This window comes from Gordonia araii NBRC 100433 (assembly GCF_000241265.1).
GTDB classification, from domain to species: domain Bacteria; phylum Actinomycetota; class Actinomycetes; order Mycobacteriales; family Mycobacteriaceae; genus Gordonia; species Gordonia araii.
In genome coordinates this window covers 67,212-82,098 of the sequence record NZ_BAEE01000082.1, presented here as the reverse complement: position 1 = coordinate 82,098, position 14,887 = coordinate 67,212, and the positions used below count along the sequence as shown (strand labels likewise).

The window sequence follows — 14,887 nt, the reverse complement described above, 5'->3', positions numbered from 1 at the left end:
CGGTCCGTCCGATTCCAGTCGAGATGACCGCCGTTGCCAGTTCGCAACCGGTTTGTGACGCCGACGGCTGAATTCCCCGACGGGTCTCAGTTGGCGAGCCACCCCGGCGCCGTATACAGCTCCAAGTGGGTCATGGTCGAACTCTAGCGCCGCGCCCACCAGGCTTGCGGTCGAGAGACCGACTCCGCAGACGACTCCGGCCCGGCACCCGAACGGGTACCGGGCCGGATTGTCGTCAGGCGTCAGCCGGCTTCGCCGGTGGCGTCGCCGACCTCGGTCAGCTCAGCCGGTGCGTCGGGCACCGCCCGCGGCTTGGGCGAACCGGTGAAGGTGAACTTCGCACCGTCGCCGTCGTCCTCGCCGTCCCAGTCCTCGACATCCACGACGACGATCTGGCCGGGCTCGACCTCGTTGAACAGGATCTTCTCCGAGAGCTGATCCTCGATCTCGCGCTGGATGGTCCGACGCAGCGGGCGAGCACCCAGCACCGGGTCGAATCCGCGCTTGGCCAGCAGTTGCTTGGCCTTCTCGGTCAGCTCCAGGTCGATGTCCTTGCCCTTCAGCTGCTTCTCGACGCGGCCGATCATCAGGTCGACCATCTCCACGATCTGCTCGGACGTCAGCTGGTGGAACACGATGACGTCGTCGATGCGGTTCAGGAACTCCGGGCGGAAGTGCTTCTTCAGCTCGTCGTTGACCTTCTGCTTCATCCGCTCGTACTGAGAATCGTCATCGTTGGACTTCGAGAAGCCCATGCCGACGGCCTTCGAGATGTCGGAGGTTCCGAGGTTCGAGGTGAAGATCAGCACGGTGTTCTTGAAGTCGACCGTGCGACCCTGACCGTCGGTGAGACGACCGTCCTCGAGGACCTGCAACAGCGAGTTGTAGATCTCCGGGTGGGCCTTCTCGATCTCGTCGAACAGCACGACCGAGAACGGCTTGCGGCGCACCTTCTCGGTGAGCTGGCCGCCCTCTTCGTAGCCGACGTAGCCGGGAGGGGCACCGAAGAGCCGCGACGCGGTGAACCGGTCGTGGAACTCGCCCATGTCGATCTGGATGAGCGCGTCGTCCTCGCCGAACAGGAAGTTCGCCAGCGCCTTGGACAGCTCGGTCTTACCGACACCGGACGGGCCGGCGAAGATGAACGAGCCCGACGGGCGCTTGGGATCCTTCAGGCCGGCGCGGGTGCGGCGGATCGCCTTCGAGACCGCCTTGACGGCATCCTCCTGGCCGATGATCCGCTTGTGCAGCTCGTCCTCCATGCGGAGCAGACGAGTCGTCTCCTCCTCGGTGAGCTTGAACACCGGGATGCCGGTCCAGTTGCCGAGGACCTCGGCGATCTGCTCGTCGTCGACCTCGGCCACGACGTCCATGTCACCGCTGCGCCACTGCTTCTCGCGCTCGGCGCGCTGCGCGACGAGCTGCTTCTCCTTGTCGCGCAGGCTGGCCGCCTTCTCGAAGTCCTGGGCGTCGATCGCCGATTCCTTCTCCTTGCGCGCCTCGGCGATCCGGTCGTCGAATTCGCGCAAGTCTGGCGGCGCGGTCATCCGGCGGATGCGCATGCGCGCTCCCGCCTCGTCGATGAGGTCGATCGCCTTGTCCGGCAGGAACCGGTCGTTGATGTAGCGGTCGGCCAGCGACGCGGCCGCGGCCAGCGCACCGTCGGTGATGGACACGCGGTGGTGCGCCTCGTAGCGGTCGCGCAGACCCTTGAGGATCTCGATGGTGTGTTCCACCGACGGCTCCCCGACCTGAACCGGCTGGAAGCGGCGCTCCAGGGCGGCGTCCTTCTCGATGTACTTGCGGTACTCGTCGAGGGTCGTGGCGCCGATCGTCTGCAGCTCGCCGCGAGCCAGCTTCGGCTTCAGGATCGACGCGGCGTCGATCGCACCTTCGGCGGCACCCGCGCCGACGAGGGTGTGCAGCTCGTCGATGAACAGGATGATGTCGCCGCGGGTGTTGATCTCCTTGAGGACCTTCTTCAGCCGCTCTTCGAAATCACCGCGGTAGCGGCTGCCCGCGACCAGCGATCCGAGGTCGAGGGTGTAGAGCTGCTTGTCCTTGAGCGTCTCAGGGACGTCGCCGTTGACGATGGCCTGCGCCAATCCCTCGACGACGGCGGTCTTGCCGACGCCGGGCTCGCCGATCAGCACCGGGTTGTTCTTGGTGCGGCGGCTCAGGACCTGCATGACCCGCTCGATTTCATTCTCGCGGCCGATGACCGGGTCGAGCTTGCCCTCCCCGGCGGCGGCGGTCAGGTTGCGGCCGAACTGGTCGAGGACCAGCGAGGTCGACGGAGTGCCGGCCTCGGTGCTGCGACCGCCGGTGCCCGCCTCCTGCGGCTCCTTGCCCTGGTAACCCGACAGCAGCTGGATGACCTGCTGGCGGACCTTGTTCAGGTCGGCGCCGAGCTTGACCAGCACCTGGGCGGCAACGCCCTCGCCCTCACGGATGAGGCCCAGCAGGATGTGCTCGGTCCCGATGTAGTTGTGGCCGAGCTGCAGCGCCTCACGCAGCGAGAGCTCCAGCACCTTCTTGGCGCGCGGCGTGAACGGGATGTGCCCGGCCGGCGCCTGCTGACCCTGGCCGATGATCTCCTCGACCTGGGTGCGGACGGCCTCCAGCGAGATCCCGAGCGACTCCAGCGCCTTGGCGGCAACGCCCTCACCCTCGTGGATGAGGCCCAGCAGGATGTGCTCGGTCCCGATGTAGTTGTGATTGAGCATCCGCGCCTCTTCTTGCGCCAAGACGACAACCCGGCGCGCGCGGTCGGTGAACCGTTCGAACATTGTTCTCCCTTACGTGGCTCCACTCGGCCAATCCGCGCCCCGCTGCGCAGCGATTGACCTGCTTGCTTCCACTCTAGTGGTGTTTGGACCCGCGCCCGCAATCGTTACGCGGCCGTGGGGCTCGCCGGTCGTCTTCGCCGGCAGGCGCCGCGGGTGCTTGTGAGCGCTTAATGCTGGTCAACGCCGACGGCCGTGCCGATGTTCCCGCACCGGCTCCGGCCCGCTACGCCACCAGCGAACACACTCTTCGCTACCCTCTCAACCATGTCCATGCTGACTCCGATTCCGCCGACGCAGCCCTTCCCGGTGGGCGGGTCCTCCGAATCGTCGCGCGCCTTCCGCTGGAAAGGCGACGGGACGCTGACGTCCGAACAGCAGGACGCCCTCAACGTCGGCGCCTTCCTGTGGGGCGTCAACGACCTGTGGTGCGACAGCATCGACGTCGACCTGCCCGACACCCAGGCGCGCGACACCATCGCGTCGGCGTGGGGCATCACCGACGCGGTGAGCGCCCGGATGACGGTCGGACGATTGCTCGACGGCATGCACAGCAGTTCCTTCGAAGTCGTCGCCCCGCTGGTCGCGGCCGTACTCGCCAAGACCAACGGCCACGACCCGGATTCCCACCGCGAGTTCCTGGCCGCCCGCACCCAGTTCCGCGGACCGTCGGCCACCGTCGCCGACTACGACGCCCTCCTCAACCTCCGAACCATGTCGGTGCTGCGGCCGGTCATCGCCGATTCCTACTTCCCGACCCACATCCGCTCCTGGGACCTGGGTCGGGTCGGGTACGTCGTGCGGATGTCGCGCGCGGCCGGATATCTGACCACCGACGAGTGCTGGCCGATGCTGCTGTCAGCGGCCGTATCCGCCCGGAGCTACTACGCGAATTGGCGGCAGTTCGCCCACGGACTGGTCATCGGCCGGGCCTACTGGATGGCGCTGAACGAGATGAACAACGCGGGAGCGGCGGCGAAGGCCGCCGGCGAGCGCGTCCACGGACTCCTCATGCGACCCGACAGTCCGTGGCGCCGCTACCGCCTCGGACAGGTGGATGGCGTGTCCTTCGTGAAAGAGCAGCCGATGCCCGAGGAGACGGGGAGTGCCGACGAGGCGAGCCAGGTTCCGCCGAGCGGTCCGCAACCCGGCGAGTTGGGCATGTAGCAGCCGCTCAGAATTCGGGGGCGTCGCGGTTGGGCAGTTCCGCGCCGAACATCCGGGCGATCGCCGACGCGGCCGTCTCGTTGTCCAGACCGCCCGCGCGGTGCGCCTCGCGGATCGCCCGATAGCGGGTGTACTCGTCGACCACGCCGCCGTCGATGGCCTTCTCCAGTTCGTCGGCTTTCGCCCGCATCATCTCGGCGACCACCCAGTAGACGCGCTGATCGGTCACGTACACCGAGGTGATCCCGGTGACGAAGATCTTGGTCCACGACTCGTAGTCCTGCAGCTGGGCGATCCTGGACCCGTCTTCGACGTCGCCGTCGGCGATACCGGTGACGGCCTGCAGCGGCATCTCGTAGACGAACCCGGGCGTCGACTTCTCCGCGTTGCCCGCACTCGCGAGCAGGACCCGCTCGCTGGTGACGGCGAACAGTCCCCACTCACCTTTGAACCAGCCGGAGACCGCGTTCAGCAGCAGTTCGTCGCTCCGCAGCGATCCGATGAGCACCTCGGCGTTCGCCGAGTCGTCGTCGACCCAGTACAGCGCCGCGGCGATGTCGGGGCGCTCCCGAGTCGGAGTGCCATAGGACTTGGTCTGCACGTCGCTCACGTGCCAAACGTAGCGGACCGAACCCGGTCAGCACAGGTGGAAGTCGGCACGGTCGGGTGCGCTCAGCATCCGGGTCAGCGTCGCACGGTCGAACGGCCAGAGGTCGATGGTGCCGTCCTGCGCGAAGTACCAGGAGTTGCAGCCGGTGTTCCACACGGTCGGCCCCATCGCCTCGGCGACCTGGTCGTTGAACTTGGCCGTCGCCTCGTTGGTGACCTCGACGCTCTCGAACTCGCCGGCGGCGAACGCGTCGAGCCACTGCCGGATGTAGTCGGCGGTCTTCTCCGCGGAGTACTGCAGCGAGATCGAACCAGTCGGCGAGTTCGGTCCCAGGATCGTGAACAGGTTCGGAAAGCCGGGAATCGCCGTCATTCGGTAGGCGCGCGGCCCCTTGCCCCACGCGTCATCGATGGAGACGCCGTCACGGCCGACGACCGACATCGGCCGCATGTAGTTGTGCGCCTGGAAACCCGTGGCCAGCACGATGACGTCGACGGGGTGCTCGGCGCCGTCGGCGGTCCGGATGCCCGTCCCCGTCACCTCGACGATCGGCTCGGTCACCAGCTCCGCGTTGGGTGCCTGGATGGCCCGGTAGTAGGTCCCGGAGATCACCTGACGGCGGCACAGCGGCTGGTAGTCGGGCGTCAGTTTGGCCCGCAGCTCGGCGTCGCGAACCGAGGCGCGCAGCGACAGCCGCGCGTACTCCTGGACGGCGCGTCGCCGCCACGACGGCTTGGTCACGATGTCGGCGAGGATTCCCGAACCCCACAGGAGCGCGTCGTACACCCGGTGGTGGACGCCCGGAAGCCGGTCGAGCAGCGCGCTGACGGCGCGGCCCTGCGGGATCCCCATCGGCGCCCACAGGATCCATTGGGGCGACCGCACGAAATGAGTGATCGACGAGGCACGGCGTTGCAGCGCGGAGACGATCTGCACCCCGGTCGAGCCGGTGCCCAGCACGGCGACCCGCTTTCCCGCCGTCACGATGTCGTCATCCCACCGCGCCGTGTGCACGACGGTGCCGTCGAAATCGTCGAGACCGGGAATGTCCGGGATGGCCGGCGTGTGCAGGACGCCGGTCGCGCAGAGGACGAAGTCGGCGGTCAGCGTCTCGCCGGAGACCAGGGTCACCGTCCATTCGCTGGCGCTGTCGTCCCAGCGGGCGTCGGTCACTTCTGCGTTGCACCGGATGTACCCGTCGAGTCCGAGTTGGTCGACGACGTCGCGGTGGTAGCGCTGGATCTCAGTGCCCGAGGCCCAGACGTGCGACCAGTCGGCCTTCGGGGCGAACCCGAACTGATAGATCTGGGACGGCACATCACAGGTGAGACCCGGATAGCGGTTCCAGTACCAGACGCCGCCGACGTCCTCCCCCTTCTCGAGGACGACGAGGTCGGTGTAACCGGCTCTGGTCAGTACGTGCGCCGCGGTGATTCCGGAGACTCCGGCGCCGATGACCACGACCCGCGGACTGCGCCTCCCGGAGCCGCCGGTCATCGCGTCGCCGGCTTCTTCGCCGAGGTCGGCGCGGCCGGCTTCTGGCCGGCCGAACCGCCGTGGTCGGCGGCGTGCCGCGCGATCCGGTCGGTGTAGGCACGACGACCGTCGGCGTCGATGTCTTCGAGCGCGCGCCGGTCGCGCAGCAGCTTGCGCGCACCCGTCTCCACCCACTCGGGCACGAGCGCGTCGACGAACCGCCAGCCCTTGGCGACCCACTTGGGCACCGACGTGATCGCGGACTTGCTGCGCGTGACGTCGAGGATCGCCCGCGCCACGTCCTCGGGATCGACGGTGGGCATTCCGCCGCCGAGTTCGGCGCCCGAGGACAACTCGGTCCGCACCGCCGACGGCAGAATGGCCGATACGGATACGCCGGCGGGCGCGTACTCGCGGCGCGCAGCGAGGGTGGCTCCGACGACGGCGAACTTGCTGGCGTTGTAGGTGACCATCCCGGGGATCGGGATCATGCCCGCCATCGACGCGACGTTGATGATCTGTCCACCTCCGGCCGCCACCATGCCCGGGACCACCGCGCGCATGCCGTTGAGGACTCCGCGCACGTTGACGTCGAGAATCAAGTCGGTGATTTCCTCGGATTCCTCGTCGAATCCGCCGAGGGGCATGACGCCGGCGTTGTTCACCAGGAGCCCGGGAGTCCCGTCGGCTTCCTCGACCGCGCTCAGGAAGTCGGTCCACGACTGACGGTCGGTGACATCGAGTGCGGCCGAACGCGCCCCGATTCGCGTCGCGGCCGCCGCAGCCTCGTCGGCATCGACGTCACCGATCCACACCCGCGCACCGTTCTCGACGAACAATGCCGCCGTGGCCGCACCGATCCCCCGCGCTCCACCGGTGATGATCACCGTCGTGCCGTTCACATTTGAAATCTTGGCCATGCCGAGCCTCTCAGAGCCTGTACCCGTTCCGTGCGACGAAACGTCGGGGCCGCCCCCCTTGACGGTTTCAGATAGTATCACTATTCAGATCGATGCATGATCGGCAAATGCGTGCATTGGCGCGTGGTTGACTGTTACGCATGTTGTCCGGGTTCCGCAGCCGCATCCCATTCGGAATCGGCACCGTCGTCATGATCGCGATCGCCGCCATGGTGGCCACCGCCGGGATCATCCTCTCCATGGAGCCCGGGGCTTCGCGCGATCGCCAGTTCGGTTTCGGCCAGCTGCGCTCCTACAACACGGAGCCCGTGACCGCGTGGACCAGGGGGGTCGACGATCTGCCCGAGTTCGGCGCCGGCGGGTCGGTCGCCGTCGCCGACACCCACGGAGACACCTGGCTGTTGTCCTATCCTTCCGGTCTGGGCAAGGCCTTCCTCGCCGTCAGCCGATACAACGGCGAGTCGCGATGGGCCAAGCCGGTGGTCACCGGTCTCGGCAGCTGCGCGTTCACCTCGGCCGGTCAGGTCGGCTGCGCGGTCAAGGTGGGCAATGTTCCCGACGGCTTCTATCTGGTCGACGATTCCGGACAGCTGGGGCCCGCCCAGCCGCTCGAGGACACCGGCCGGGTGCTCGGGGTCGGTGACGAGTTCGTCCGCGTCGACCAGGTCGGCTACCACGTGAACGCGGTCACCGCGGCCGGCGTGACCCGGTGGAGCCGCACGTTCGCCTACTCGGCGACGCCCACCTACATCCCCGAGGTCGACCTCATCGACATCGCACTCGCCGACGCGAGCCACGTGCTCGTCGATCCGGATACCGGCAAGACGAAGCTCAGCTGCGGGCCATGCTCGGTGGCCGTGTACCCGTCGGGTATCGCGGTCAGCCATCAGAGCGACGACGGTGTCGTCGATTTTCACGCGTTCTCCGACGGCAAGCTGGTCGCCAAGCGCACGCACACGGTGACCAAGATGCAGGTCTCCGCGGGGCCGGCCGTCCTGCCGGTGCTCGGCGGCATCGGGCTCGCGACGGTCGGGGAGACCCACGGCCGGTTCGAGGTCCGCGACCCGGCCAGGGCCCAAGCACTGTGGACGGTCAACGAGGAATCCCTCTCGAAGGCGCGCCCGATGGCCTGCGGCCGGCTCGTCGCCTTCGCCCGCAAGAACCACGAGCGGACGGTGATGCGGCTCGACGCCGAAGGCACCGTCGTCGGCCGCCTACCCGCTCCCGACCAGCAGCGGCCGGACACGAATCTGGCAGAACTGCGCTGCGTCGGGTCCTTCGGCGACGTGATCGTGGTGGCCAACGACAACCAGGTGACCGCCTTCGACGCGGCCACCGGCGGTATCCGCTGGGAGGTGCCGGTCAGCGGGTCGGCGCAGAACGTCGACGGCCATATCGTTCTGCGCCAGGGCGCCACAATCTCATTGCTGCGCTGAGGCGACGCACCCGGCCGGCGATCAACGGGTGACCAGGCCCACGACCAGCAGCCCGAACCCGGCGAGATGGACGACGGCGCGCGCGATGTTCCAGCGCGCCCAGTCGGCCGCGAACTCCGACCACACGGTCGCGGCCTCGGGTCCGGTCGCCGGTGTGCCGGCCCGATCGAGCCGGTAGTTCAGCGGCACGTTCAGCACCATGGTGATCAGCACGCCGACCACATAGCACGCCAGCGCGCCGGCGGCCCACCAGCGAAGGTCGTCGTTCCAGCTCACCGCCGCGGCGAGGATGGCGACCACGAGCCCGCCTCCGAACAGCAGCCCGAACACCGGGTTGAGAATCGCCGTGTTGATCCGCTGCATGGCCTCGACGGCCGCCGTCGGCTGCGCGCGGTTCAATCCCGGCATCACCGAGTAGGCGAACGCCGCGAACAGGCCGGCGACCAGCCCGGACGTGAGGACCGCCGCGACCACCAGCGTCGCCCGCATGGCGGTCACCGGTTCACTCCCGCGGCGCTGGGACTCCAGGCTCCCGAGCCGGCGGCCCGTCGGACGTACTCGCCGAAATCGCGCGGCGGACGTCCGAGCACCTGCTCGACCCCGTCGGACACGTGGGCGTTGCGCCCGTCGAACAGCGTTCCGAAGAGCTTGGTGAACAATTCGACCTCCGGCTCGGGAACGCCCACCTGCGCGAGGATCGCGCGATAGTCGTCGAGGCTGACCGACGTGAACTCGACCGGCCGGCCGATGGCCGTGCCGATCTCGCCGGCGGCCTCGGCGAAGGTCAGCAGGCGCGGGCCGGAGAGCTCGTAGGTGGCGCCGTCGTGCCGCGTCGGATCTCCGGTGAGAACCTCGACCGCGACGTCGGCGATGTCGTCGGCGTCGATGAACGGCTCCCCCACCGCGCCGACCGGTACCGTGAGCGACCCAGTCGCGATCTCGTCGGCGAACGCCCCTTCGTCGAAGTTCTGATCGAACCACGCGCACGAGAGGACCGTCGTGACCATCGACGTCTCGTGGACGGCCGCACCGGCGGCCAGCGCCTCCGGTTCGCCTCGTCCGGCCAGGAGGACGAGGCGCCCGACACCGTGGGATTGCGCCAGGGCGGCGATCTCCGCGACATCGTCGAGAGCCCGCGCGACGATCAGGTCCGGCTGGTACGAGATGTAGAGCGCCGTCGATCCGGCGACGGCCGGTGCCCAGGTGTCGCGGTCATCCCAGTCGAAGGCTGCTTCGGACGACCGGCTGGCCCGCCGCACGGCCACTCCCTTGCCTTCCAGTCGTTCGGCGATCCGGCGACCGGTCTTGCCGGTGGCGCCCAGGACGGTTGTCGTGCTGTTGCTGTCTGCTCGTTGATTCATGACTTCGATTGAACAGCGCTCAGATGAGCGTTTACATAGCTCTATCGCTTGATTTCATACGCGATCGTCTCGCTTGGTATCCTGCTGGACATGGATGCTCTGGGTAGCCTGCTCAACGGGCCACGCGCGCGAGACCCCCTCGTCCTGCGGATGGTGTTCGCGTCGCCCTGGGCGCTCCAGGTCGACGACGCCTCGCCGCTGACCGTCCTGGTGGTCACTCGCGGAGCCATCGCGGTGGACTACGACGACAACACCCGCTCGACCATTGCCGCAGGCGAGATCGCGCTGTTCCGCGGCACCGAGTCCTACCTCATGTCCGACGGGACACACCGCGAACCGATCGCGCGAATCGACGAGAACAGCGACTGCGTCGACGTCGGGGATCAGCACAGCGTCGCCGAGCAGATGTGCGTCGGCGTGCGGTCGTGGGGGAATTGCGCGCCGGAGGATGCGACCGCGACCATGCTCATCGGGGTCTACCGTGCCGGCGAGGTCAGTCGCGCCCTCCTCGACGCACTGCCGCGGCTGACGATCGTGCCGATGAGCGACGACCCGCTGCGCGCGCTGATGGAAGCCGAGATCATCCGCGAGGCGCCCGGTCAGGACGCCGTCCTCAACCGCTACCTCGACCTGCTGCTGATCAGCTCGCTGCGACGCACCTTCGACGAGGGCAACGTCGGCGGCGGAGCCGCGTGGGTGCGCGCCTACCGGGATCCCGAGGTCGGCCGCGCGCTGCGCCTACTGCACAACAACGTCGCGCGGCCGTGGACCGTCGACTCACTCGCCAAAGAGGTCGGCCTGTCGCGGGCGGCGCTGGCACGGCGGTTCACCGAGCTGGTCGGTGCGCCGCCGATGAAGCATCTGACTTCGTGGCGGCTGGCGCTGGCGGCCGACCACCTGGCCGAAGACAATCCGGACACGCTGGCCATCATCGCCCAGCGGATCGGCTATGCGAGCCCGTTCGCCCTCAGCACCGCGTTCAAGCGCGAGTTCGGCGTCAGTCCGTCCCAGTGGGCGGCCGCGTCGCGGGCTCAGCCGGCGTGAGTTGACAAATAGTCGCCGCCGCCAACGAAGACCGTCCGCGACAGGACTCCGTCGCGAATCGCTTCCTCGGCGACCGTTTCGGCGAACTCATCGACCCCCGGTAGGGGCATCAGTTCGCGACGTCCGTCGACTAGACCTGGATCACGACGTTCAAGGAGGCGAACGACGATCGTTCCTTCAATCATGTCTCCCGAGACGACCGAGAGACCGATGCCCCGGGCCGCGAGTTCCGCCTGACGAGATCTGATGGCGTCTTCACCGGCCCGCTTGCTCGTCGCAACGGGATGATAGTCCGTGGGTACGGGATGTAGGCCGACGAAGTGCGCCTGGTGGCTGGTCACGAATACGATCCGCGAGCCGACGCTCATCAGCGACAGAAACCCGTCCACAACAGCAAGTTGCGCATCCCGGTTGATCAGCATGGCGTAGTCGTCACCGACGCCAAGCTCAAGTCCACCCGAGGCATTCAATACCAATCCGTCGACCGATCCAAAGTCGTCTGCGATCTCGCCGACCATAGCCGCCACATCTGCGGGAGCCGTGAGGTCGGCGCCAACGACGGACGCCGAACCGCCCGCGGACGAAATGGCCGCCGCGACAGCTTCCGCGCGCTTGCGTTTTTCCCGATAGTTGATAACGACGTGGTGACCGCGCAAAGCGATCCGCGCCGCCGTCGCGGCCCCGATACCTCGCGATGCACCTGTCACCAGATACACCCTTCGATCACAGTCGGCTCGATGGTGCGTCACTGGCCCGAACCTCAATTCTAATCTAGAAGTGCTTCTATATTCGAAGTAGGAGTATGCTGATTCGAAATGAGAAGCGCAAGTACACCCAACGCGGAGACCCCGATATACACCGCCATGGACTTATTGGGGCAACGATGGGTTTTGCGCGTCGTCTGGGAACTCGAGCCCGGGCCACTCGGATTCTTGGAACTGCGGCGGAGGATGGGGAACTGCTCATCGAGCATGCTCGCCGACCGGCTCGCGACACTCGGCGAGGCCGGGATCGTCCACAAACTCACCGACAAGTCGTACGAGCTGACCCCCAAGGGGGTCGCACTCGGCATCTCGCTCGAACCACTGTGGGAATGGGCCGACGACCACACCGGCGCTCTTGCCGCGGACTGGCAGCGAATCAGCGCCGGCGAGAACGCACGGCGACGACATTGAGAGCGCTCGCTTCGGCTTGCAGCGCGCCGGGGGCGACCTCGCGAGTCCGGTCGACGAGGACCCAGCTTCGATAGACGGGCTCAGCCGGCGTAGAACGCTCGCAGCGCGGCCGAATACATCGGCACGTCGGCGACGGCCATCAACTCTCGCGCGCTGTGCATGGCCAGCTGCGGCGCCCCGACGTCGACCGTGACCAGCCCGGTGCGCGTCGCGGTGATCGGCCCGATCGTCGACCCGCACGGCAGGTCCGCCCGGTGTACGTAACGCTGCAACGGCACGCCCGCCGCACGGCAGGCCTGCTCGAACACCCCCGCCCCCTGGGCGTCGGAGGCGTATCGGAGATTCTGGTTCACCTTGAGCACCGGTCCGCCGCCGAGGGCGATCGGATGTCCCGGTTCGTGACGGTCGGCGTAGTTCGGATGCGTCGCGTGGGCCATGTCGCCGGACACACAGACGCTGTCGGCCATCGCGCGCAGGAAGTCTTCGCGGTCACCGCCGCGGGCCAGCACGATGCGCTCGCACACTGAAACGAGGAAATCCGACGCGGCTCCGCGTTGCGACGCGGAGCCGACCTCCTCGTGGTCGAACAGGGCCAAAATCTGGGTGGTCGCCGGCGACGTCGTATCGCCCACGTCCAGCAGGGCGCGCAGCCCTGCGTAACACGTCGCCTGGTTGTCCAGTCGCGGCGCGCTGAACAGATCTTGCTCGGTACCGACGATTCGGCTCGGCGTGACGTCGTGGACCATCAGCTCCCAGCCGAGGAGGTCGTCGACCCCGACGCCGAGGTGATCGGCGAGCCAATCGCGCAGGCCCGGCCCGTCGGCGCTGGTCGACCAGATCGCATCGACGTGCCGCTGGGGATCGGGGCTGACGCCTTTGCGGTCCTCGGAGAGGTGGATGGCCAACTGCGGCACCCGCAGCAGCGGTTCGTCGACCTTCACCAGTCGCTCGGTCGCGGCACCGTCGGCGAGCACGGAGACCCGCCCGGACAGGCCGAGGTCACGGTCGAGCCACGAGTTGAGCCAGGCACCGCCGTAGGGTTCGAGGGCCACCGTCGACAGGCCGGCGGCCGTGCGGTCGATGTGCTGCTTGACCCGTAGGTTCGGGCTGTCGGTGTGACCGCCGACGATGCGGAACGACGGCCCGCGCCCGCTGCGCCAGGCGATGATCGACCCACCGCGGATGACGAAGAACCCGCCCGCGGTGTCACGCCACCCGTCGGTCTCGGCCAGTTCGGCGAAGCCGGCCGCGCGCAGCTCCGCGGCCACCGTCTCGCACACGTGGAACGGCGACGGCGAGGCGTCGATGAACTCGCCGAGTCCGGTCGCATCGGCCGACGTCGGCACGGTGGGCACGGCCATCCTCAGGCCTTGGCCAGCACCGCGTCGAGGACGGAGTAGAAGAGGCCGAGACCATCGTCGCTCGGACCGGTAAGAGCCTCGACCGCGTGCTCGGGGTGGGGCATGAGTCCGACGACGCGACCGTCGGCGCTGGTGATGCCGGCGATCGAGCGCATCGACCCGTTCGGGTTGTCGCCCGCATAGCTGAAGGCGATCCGGTTCTCCGCGGTCAACTCGTCGAGCACGGCCTCACCGGCGACGTAGCGCCCTTCGCCCGACTTGAGCGGCACCAGGATCTCCGCGCCCGGTTCGAAGCGCGACGTCCATGCCGAGTCGGTGTTCTCGACTCGCAGCCACTGGTCGCGGCACACGAAGTGCAGACCGACGTTGCGGGTCAAGGCACCGGGGAGCAGGCCGGCTTCGCACAGGATCTGAAAACCGTTGCAGATCCCCAGCACCGGGGTGCCCGACCGCGCCGCGTCGATGACCGACTGCATGACGGGCGCGAAGCTGGCAATGGCACCGGCCCGCATGTAGTCGCCGTAGGAGAAGCCGCCCGGGACGACGATCGCGTCGACGCCCTTGAGGTCGGCGTCGGCGTGCCACAGGGGAACCGCTTCCGCGCCGGCCAAGCGCACCGCCCGCGCCGCGTCGACGTCGTCGAGGGTGCCGGGGAAGGTGATGACACCGATGCGCCCGGCGCCGGAAGCGAACTCGGTCATCAGGACTGCACCTGCACGCGGGTGACGGTGTAGTCCTCGATCACCGTGTTCGCCAGCACGTCGGCGGCGATCTTCTCCAGCGCGACGTCGTCGACGGCATCGGTGACTTCGAGCTCGAAGCGCTTGCCCTGCCGAACGTCGGAAATGCCGCCGAAGCCCAGGCGCGCGAGGGCGCCGACGATGGCCTGCCCCTGCGGATCGAGGATTTCCGTCTTGGGCATCACGTCAACCACCACACGTGCCATGTGTTCTCGCGCTCCTTCGCCGAAACTACAGGTGACGCTTGAAACGCGCCCCCAGTTACGGATGTAGCTTACCGAGTGACTACAGCGCCGCTTCGATCGCGCTGACCACCTCGGGAGCGTCCGGCTCGGTGCGCGGGCGGAAGCGGGCCACCACCTCGCCGTCGGACCCCACGAGGAACTTCTCGAAGTTCCACTGGACGTCGCCGGACTCCCCGTCGGCGTCGGAAGCCTTCGTCAACTCCTCGTAGAGGGGATGGCGGGCATCACCGTTCACGTCGGCCTTCTCCAGGAGCGGGAAGGTTACGCCGTAGGTCGTCGAGCAGAACGTGGCGATCTCGTCCGCCGAGCCCGGCTCCTGACCCATGAACTGGTTGCACGGCATGCCAACGACGGTCAGCCCGCGCGGACCGTAGGACTTCGCGAGTTCCTCCAGCTTTCCGTACTGCGGGGTGAGACCGCACTTGCTGGCGACGTTGACGACGAGGAGCGGGCCGTCGAAGGAGCTCAGGTCCAGCGACGAGCCGTCGAGGGCGGTGACGGGGATGCTCTTGATATTGGCCATGCGGCCCAGCCTACCCAGCGGGGTCCGGGCACGGTCGGCGCGA

Annotated in this window: 15 protein-coding genes; 4 read left to right on the top strand and 11 right to left on the bottom strand. The window is 67.9% G+C overall.

Annotated features, from left to right (window positions below):
- Window positions 1-242: 242 nt before the first annotated feature.
- Window positions 243-2,789 carry an ATP-dependent Clp protease ATP-binding subunit gene (locus tag GOARA_RS17490; RefSeq protein ID WP_007323765.1) on the bottom strand — a complete coding sequence of 849 codons (2,547 nt, stop codon included), beginning with the start codon at window positions 2,787-2,789 and terminating at the stop codon, window positions 243-245.
- A gap of 264 nt (window positions 2,790-3,053) precedes the next feature.
- Here GOARA_RS17490 and GOARA_RS17485 point away from each other — a divergent pair, with 264 nt between their 5' ends.
- The gene (locus GOARA_RS17485) at window positions 3,054-3,953 is read left to right on the top strand and encodes a DUF1266 domain-containing protein (RefSeq protein ID WP_245548455.1); all 900 of its coding nucleotides are present in this window, start codon (window positions 3,054-3,056) and stop codon (window positions 3,951-3,953) included.
- A 7-nt stretch (window positions 3,954-3,960) separates the two neighbouring features.
- Here the strand turns inward: GOARA_RS17485 and GOARA_RS17480 are convergent, their stop codons facing one another.
- From GOARA_RS17480 to GOARA_RS17470, 3 genes are read right to left on the bottom strand one after another with little or no spacing between them, the layout of a single operon-like run.
- Entirely contained in the window at window positions 3,961-4,563 is a 603-nt protein-coding gene (locus GOARA_RS17480; RefSeq protein WP_007323763.1) for a hypothetical protein, read from the bottom strand.
- 27 nt (window positions 4,564-4,590) lie between these two features.
- Complete coding sequence (locus GOARA_RS17475; RefSeq protein ID WP_007323762.1) at window positions 4,591-6,060, bottom strand: flavin-containing monooxygenase; 1,470 nt, start codon at window positions 6,058-6,060, stop codon at window positions 4,591-4,593.
- Window positions 6,057-6,959, bottom strand: a complete 903-nt coding sequence (locus tag GOARA_RS17470) for an SDR family oxidoreductase (RefSeq protein ID WP_050947342.1) — start codon at window positions 6,957-6,959, stop codon at window positions 6,057-6,059. The genes GOARA_RS17475 and GOARA_RS17470 overlap by 4 nt, the downstream gene beginning before the upstream one ends.
- Before the next feature lie 140 nt (window positions 6,960-7,099).
- Here GOARA_RS17470 and GOARA_RS17465 point away from each other — a divergent pair, with 140 nt between their 5' ends.
- Entirely contained in the window at window positions 7,100-8,395 is a 1,296-nt protein-coding gene (locus GOARA_RS17465) for a PQQ-binding-like beta-propeller repeat protein (protein WP_007323760.1), read from the top strand.
- A 21-nt stretch (window positions 8,396-8,416) separates the two neighbouring features.
- Here GOARA_RS17465 and GOARA_RS17460 read toward each other — a convergent pair whose 3' ends face one another.
- Both GOARA_RS17460 and GOARA_RS17455 read right to left on the bottom strand, forming a co-directional pair.
- A complete protein-coding gene (locus GOARA_RS17460; RefSeq protein WP_007323759.1) occupies window positions 8,417-8,884 on the bottom strand; it encodes an anthrone oxygenase family protein in 468 nt (155 codons plus the stop codon).
- A gap of 5 nt (window positions 8,885-8,889) precedes the next feature.
- The gene (locus GOARA_RS17455; protein WP_007323758.1) at window positions 8,890-9,756 is read right to left on the bottom strand and encodes a Rossmann-fold NAD(P)-binding domain-containing protein; all 867 of its coding nucleotides are present in this window, start codon (window positions 9,754-9,756) and stop codon (window positions 8,890-8,892) included.
- Window positions 9,757-9,846: 90 nt separating this feature from the next.
- On the opposite strand from GOARA_RS17455, the gene GOARA_RS17450 reads away from it, so the two are divergent.
- Window positions 9,847-10,800 carry an AraC family transcriptional regulator gene (locus GOARA_RS17450; RefSeq protein ID WP_040523879.1) on the top strand — a complete coding sequence of 318 codons (954 nt, stop codon included), beginning with the start codon at window positions 9,847-9,849 and terminating at the stop codon, window positions 10,798-10,800.
- Here GOARA_RS17450 and GOARA_RS17445 read toward each other — a convergent pair.
- Window positions 10,788-11,516: an SDR family oxidoreductase gene (locus GOARA_RS17445; protein WP_040523878.1), complete on the bottom strand. Its 729-nt coding sequence runs from the start codon at window positions 11,514-11,516 to the stop codon at window positions 10,788-10,790. The two genes, GOARA_RS17450 and GOARA_RS17445, sit on opposite strands and share 13 nt — an antisense overlap.
- Window positions 11,517-11,615: 99 nt before the next feature.
- On the opposite strand from GOARA_RS17445, the gene GOARA_RS17440 reads away from it, so the two are divergent.
- Window positions 11,616-11,975 carry a winged helix-turn-helix transcriptional regulator gene (locus GOARA_RS17440; protein WP_040523877.1) on the top strand — a complete coding sequence of 120 codons (360 nt, stop codon included), beginning with the start codon at window positions 11,616-11,618 and terminating at the stop codon, window positions 11,973-11,975.
- Between the two features lie 80 nt (window positions 11,976-12,055).
- On the opposite strand, the gene GOARA_RS17435 is transcribed toward GOARA_RS17440, so the two are convergent.
- The 4 genes from GOARA_RS17435 to GOARA_RS17420 form a co-directional block, all read right to left on the bottom strand.
- A complete protein-coding gene (locus GOARA_RS17435) occupies window positions 12,056-13,336 on the bottom strand; it encodes a M18 family aminopeptidase (RefSeq protein ID WP_007323754.1) in 1,281 nt (426 codons plus the stop codon).
- A 2-nt stretch (window positions 13,337-13,338) separates the two neighbouring features.
- Window positions 13,339-14,037 (bottom strand): phosphoribosylformylglycinamidine synthase subunit PurQ, encoded by a 699-nt coding sequence (purQ, locus tag GOARA_RS17430; RefSeq protein ID WP_007323753.1) that lies wholly within the window; start codon window positions 14,035-14,037, stop codon window positions 13,339-13,341.
- Entirely contained in the window at window positions 14,037-14,282 is a 246-nt protein-coding gene (gene purS, locus GOARA_RS17425) for a phosphoribosylformylglycinamidine synthase subunit PurS (protein ID WP_007323752.1), read from the bottom strand. Before purS ends, purQ begins: the two co-directional genes overlap by 1 nt.
- Before the next feature lie 79 nt (window positions 14,283-14,361).
- Entirely contained in the window at window positions 14,362-14,844 is a 483-nt protein-coding gene (locus GOARA_RS17420; RefSeq protein ID WP_040523891.1) for a glutathione peroxidase, read from the bottom strand.
- Window positions 14,845-14,887 lie beyond the last annotated feature (43 nt).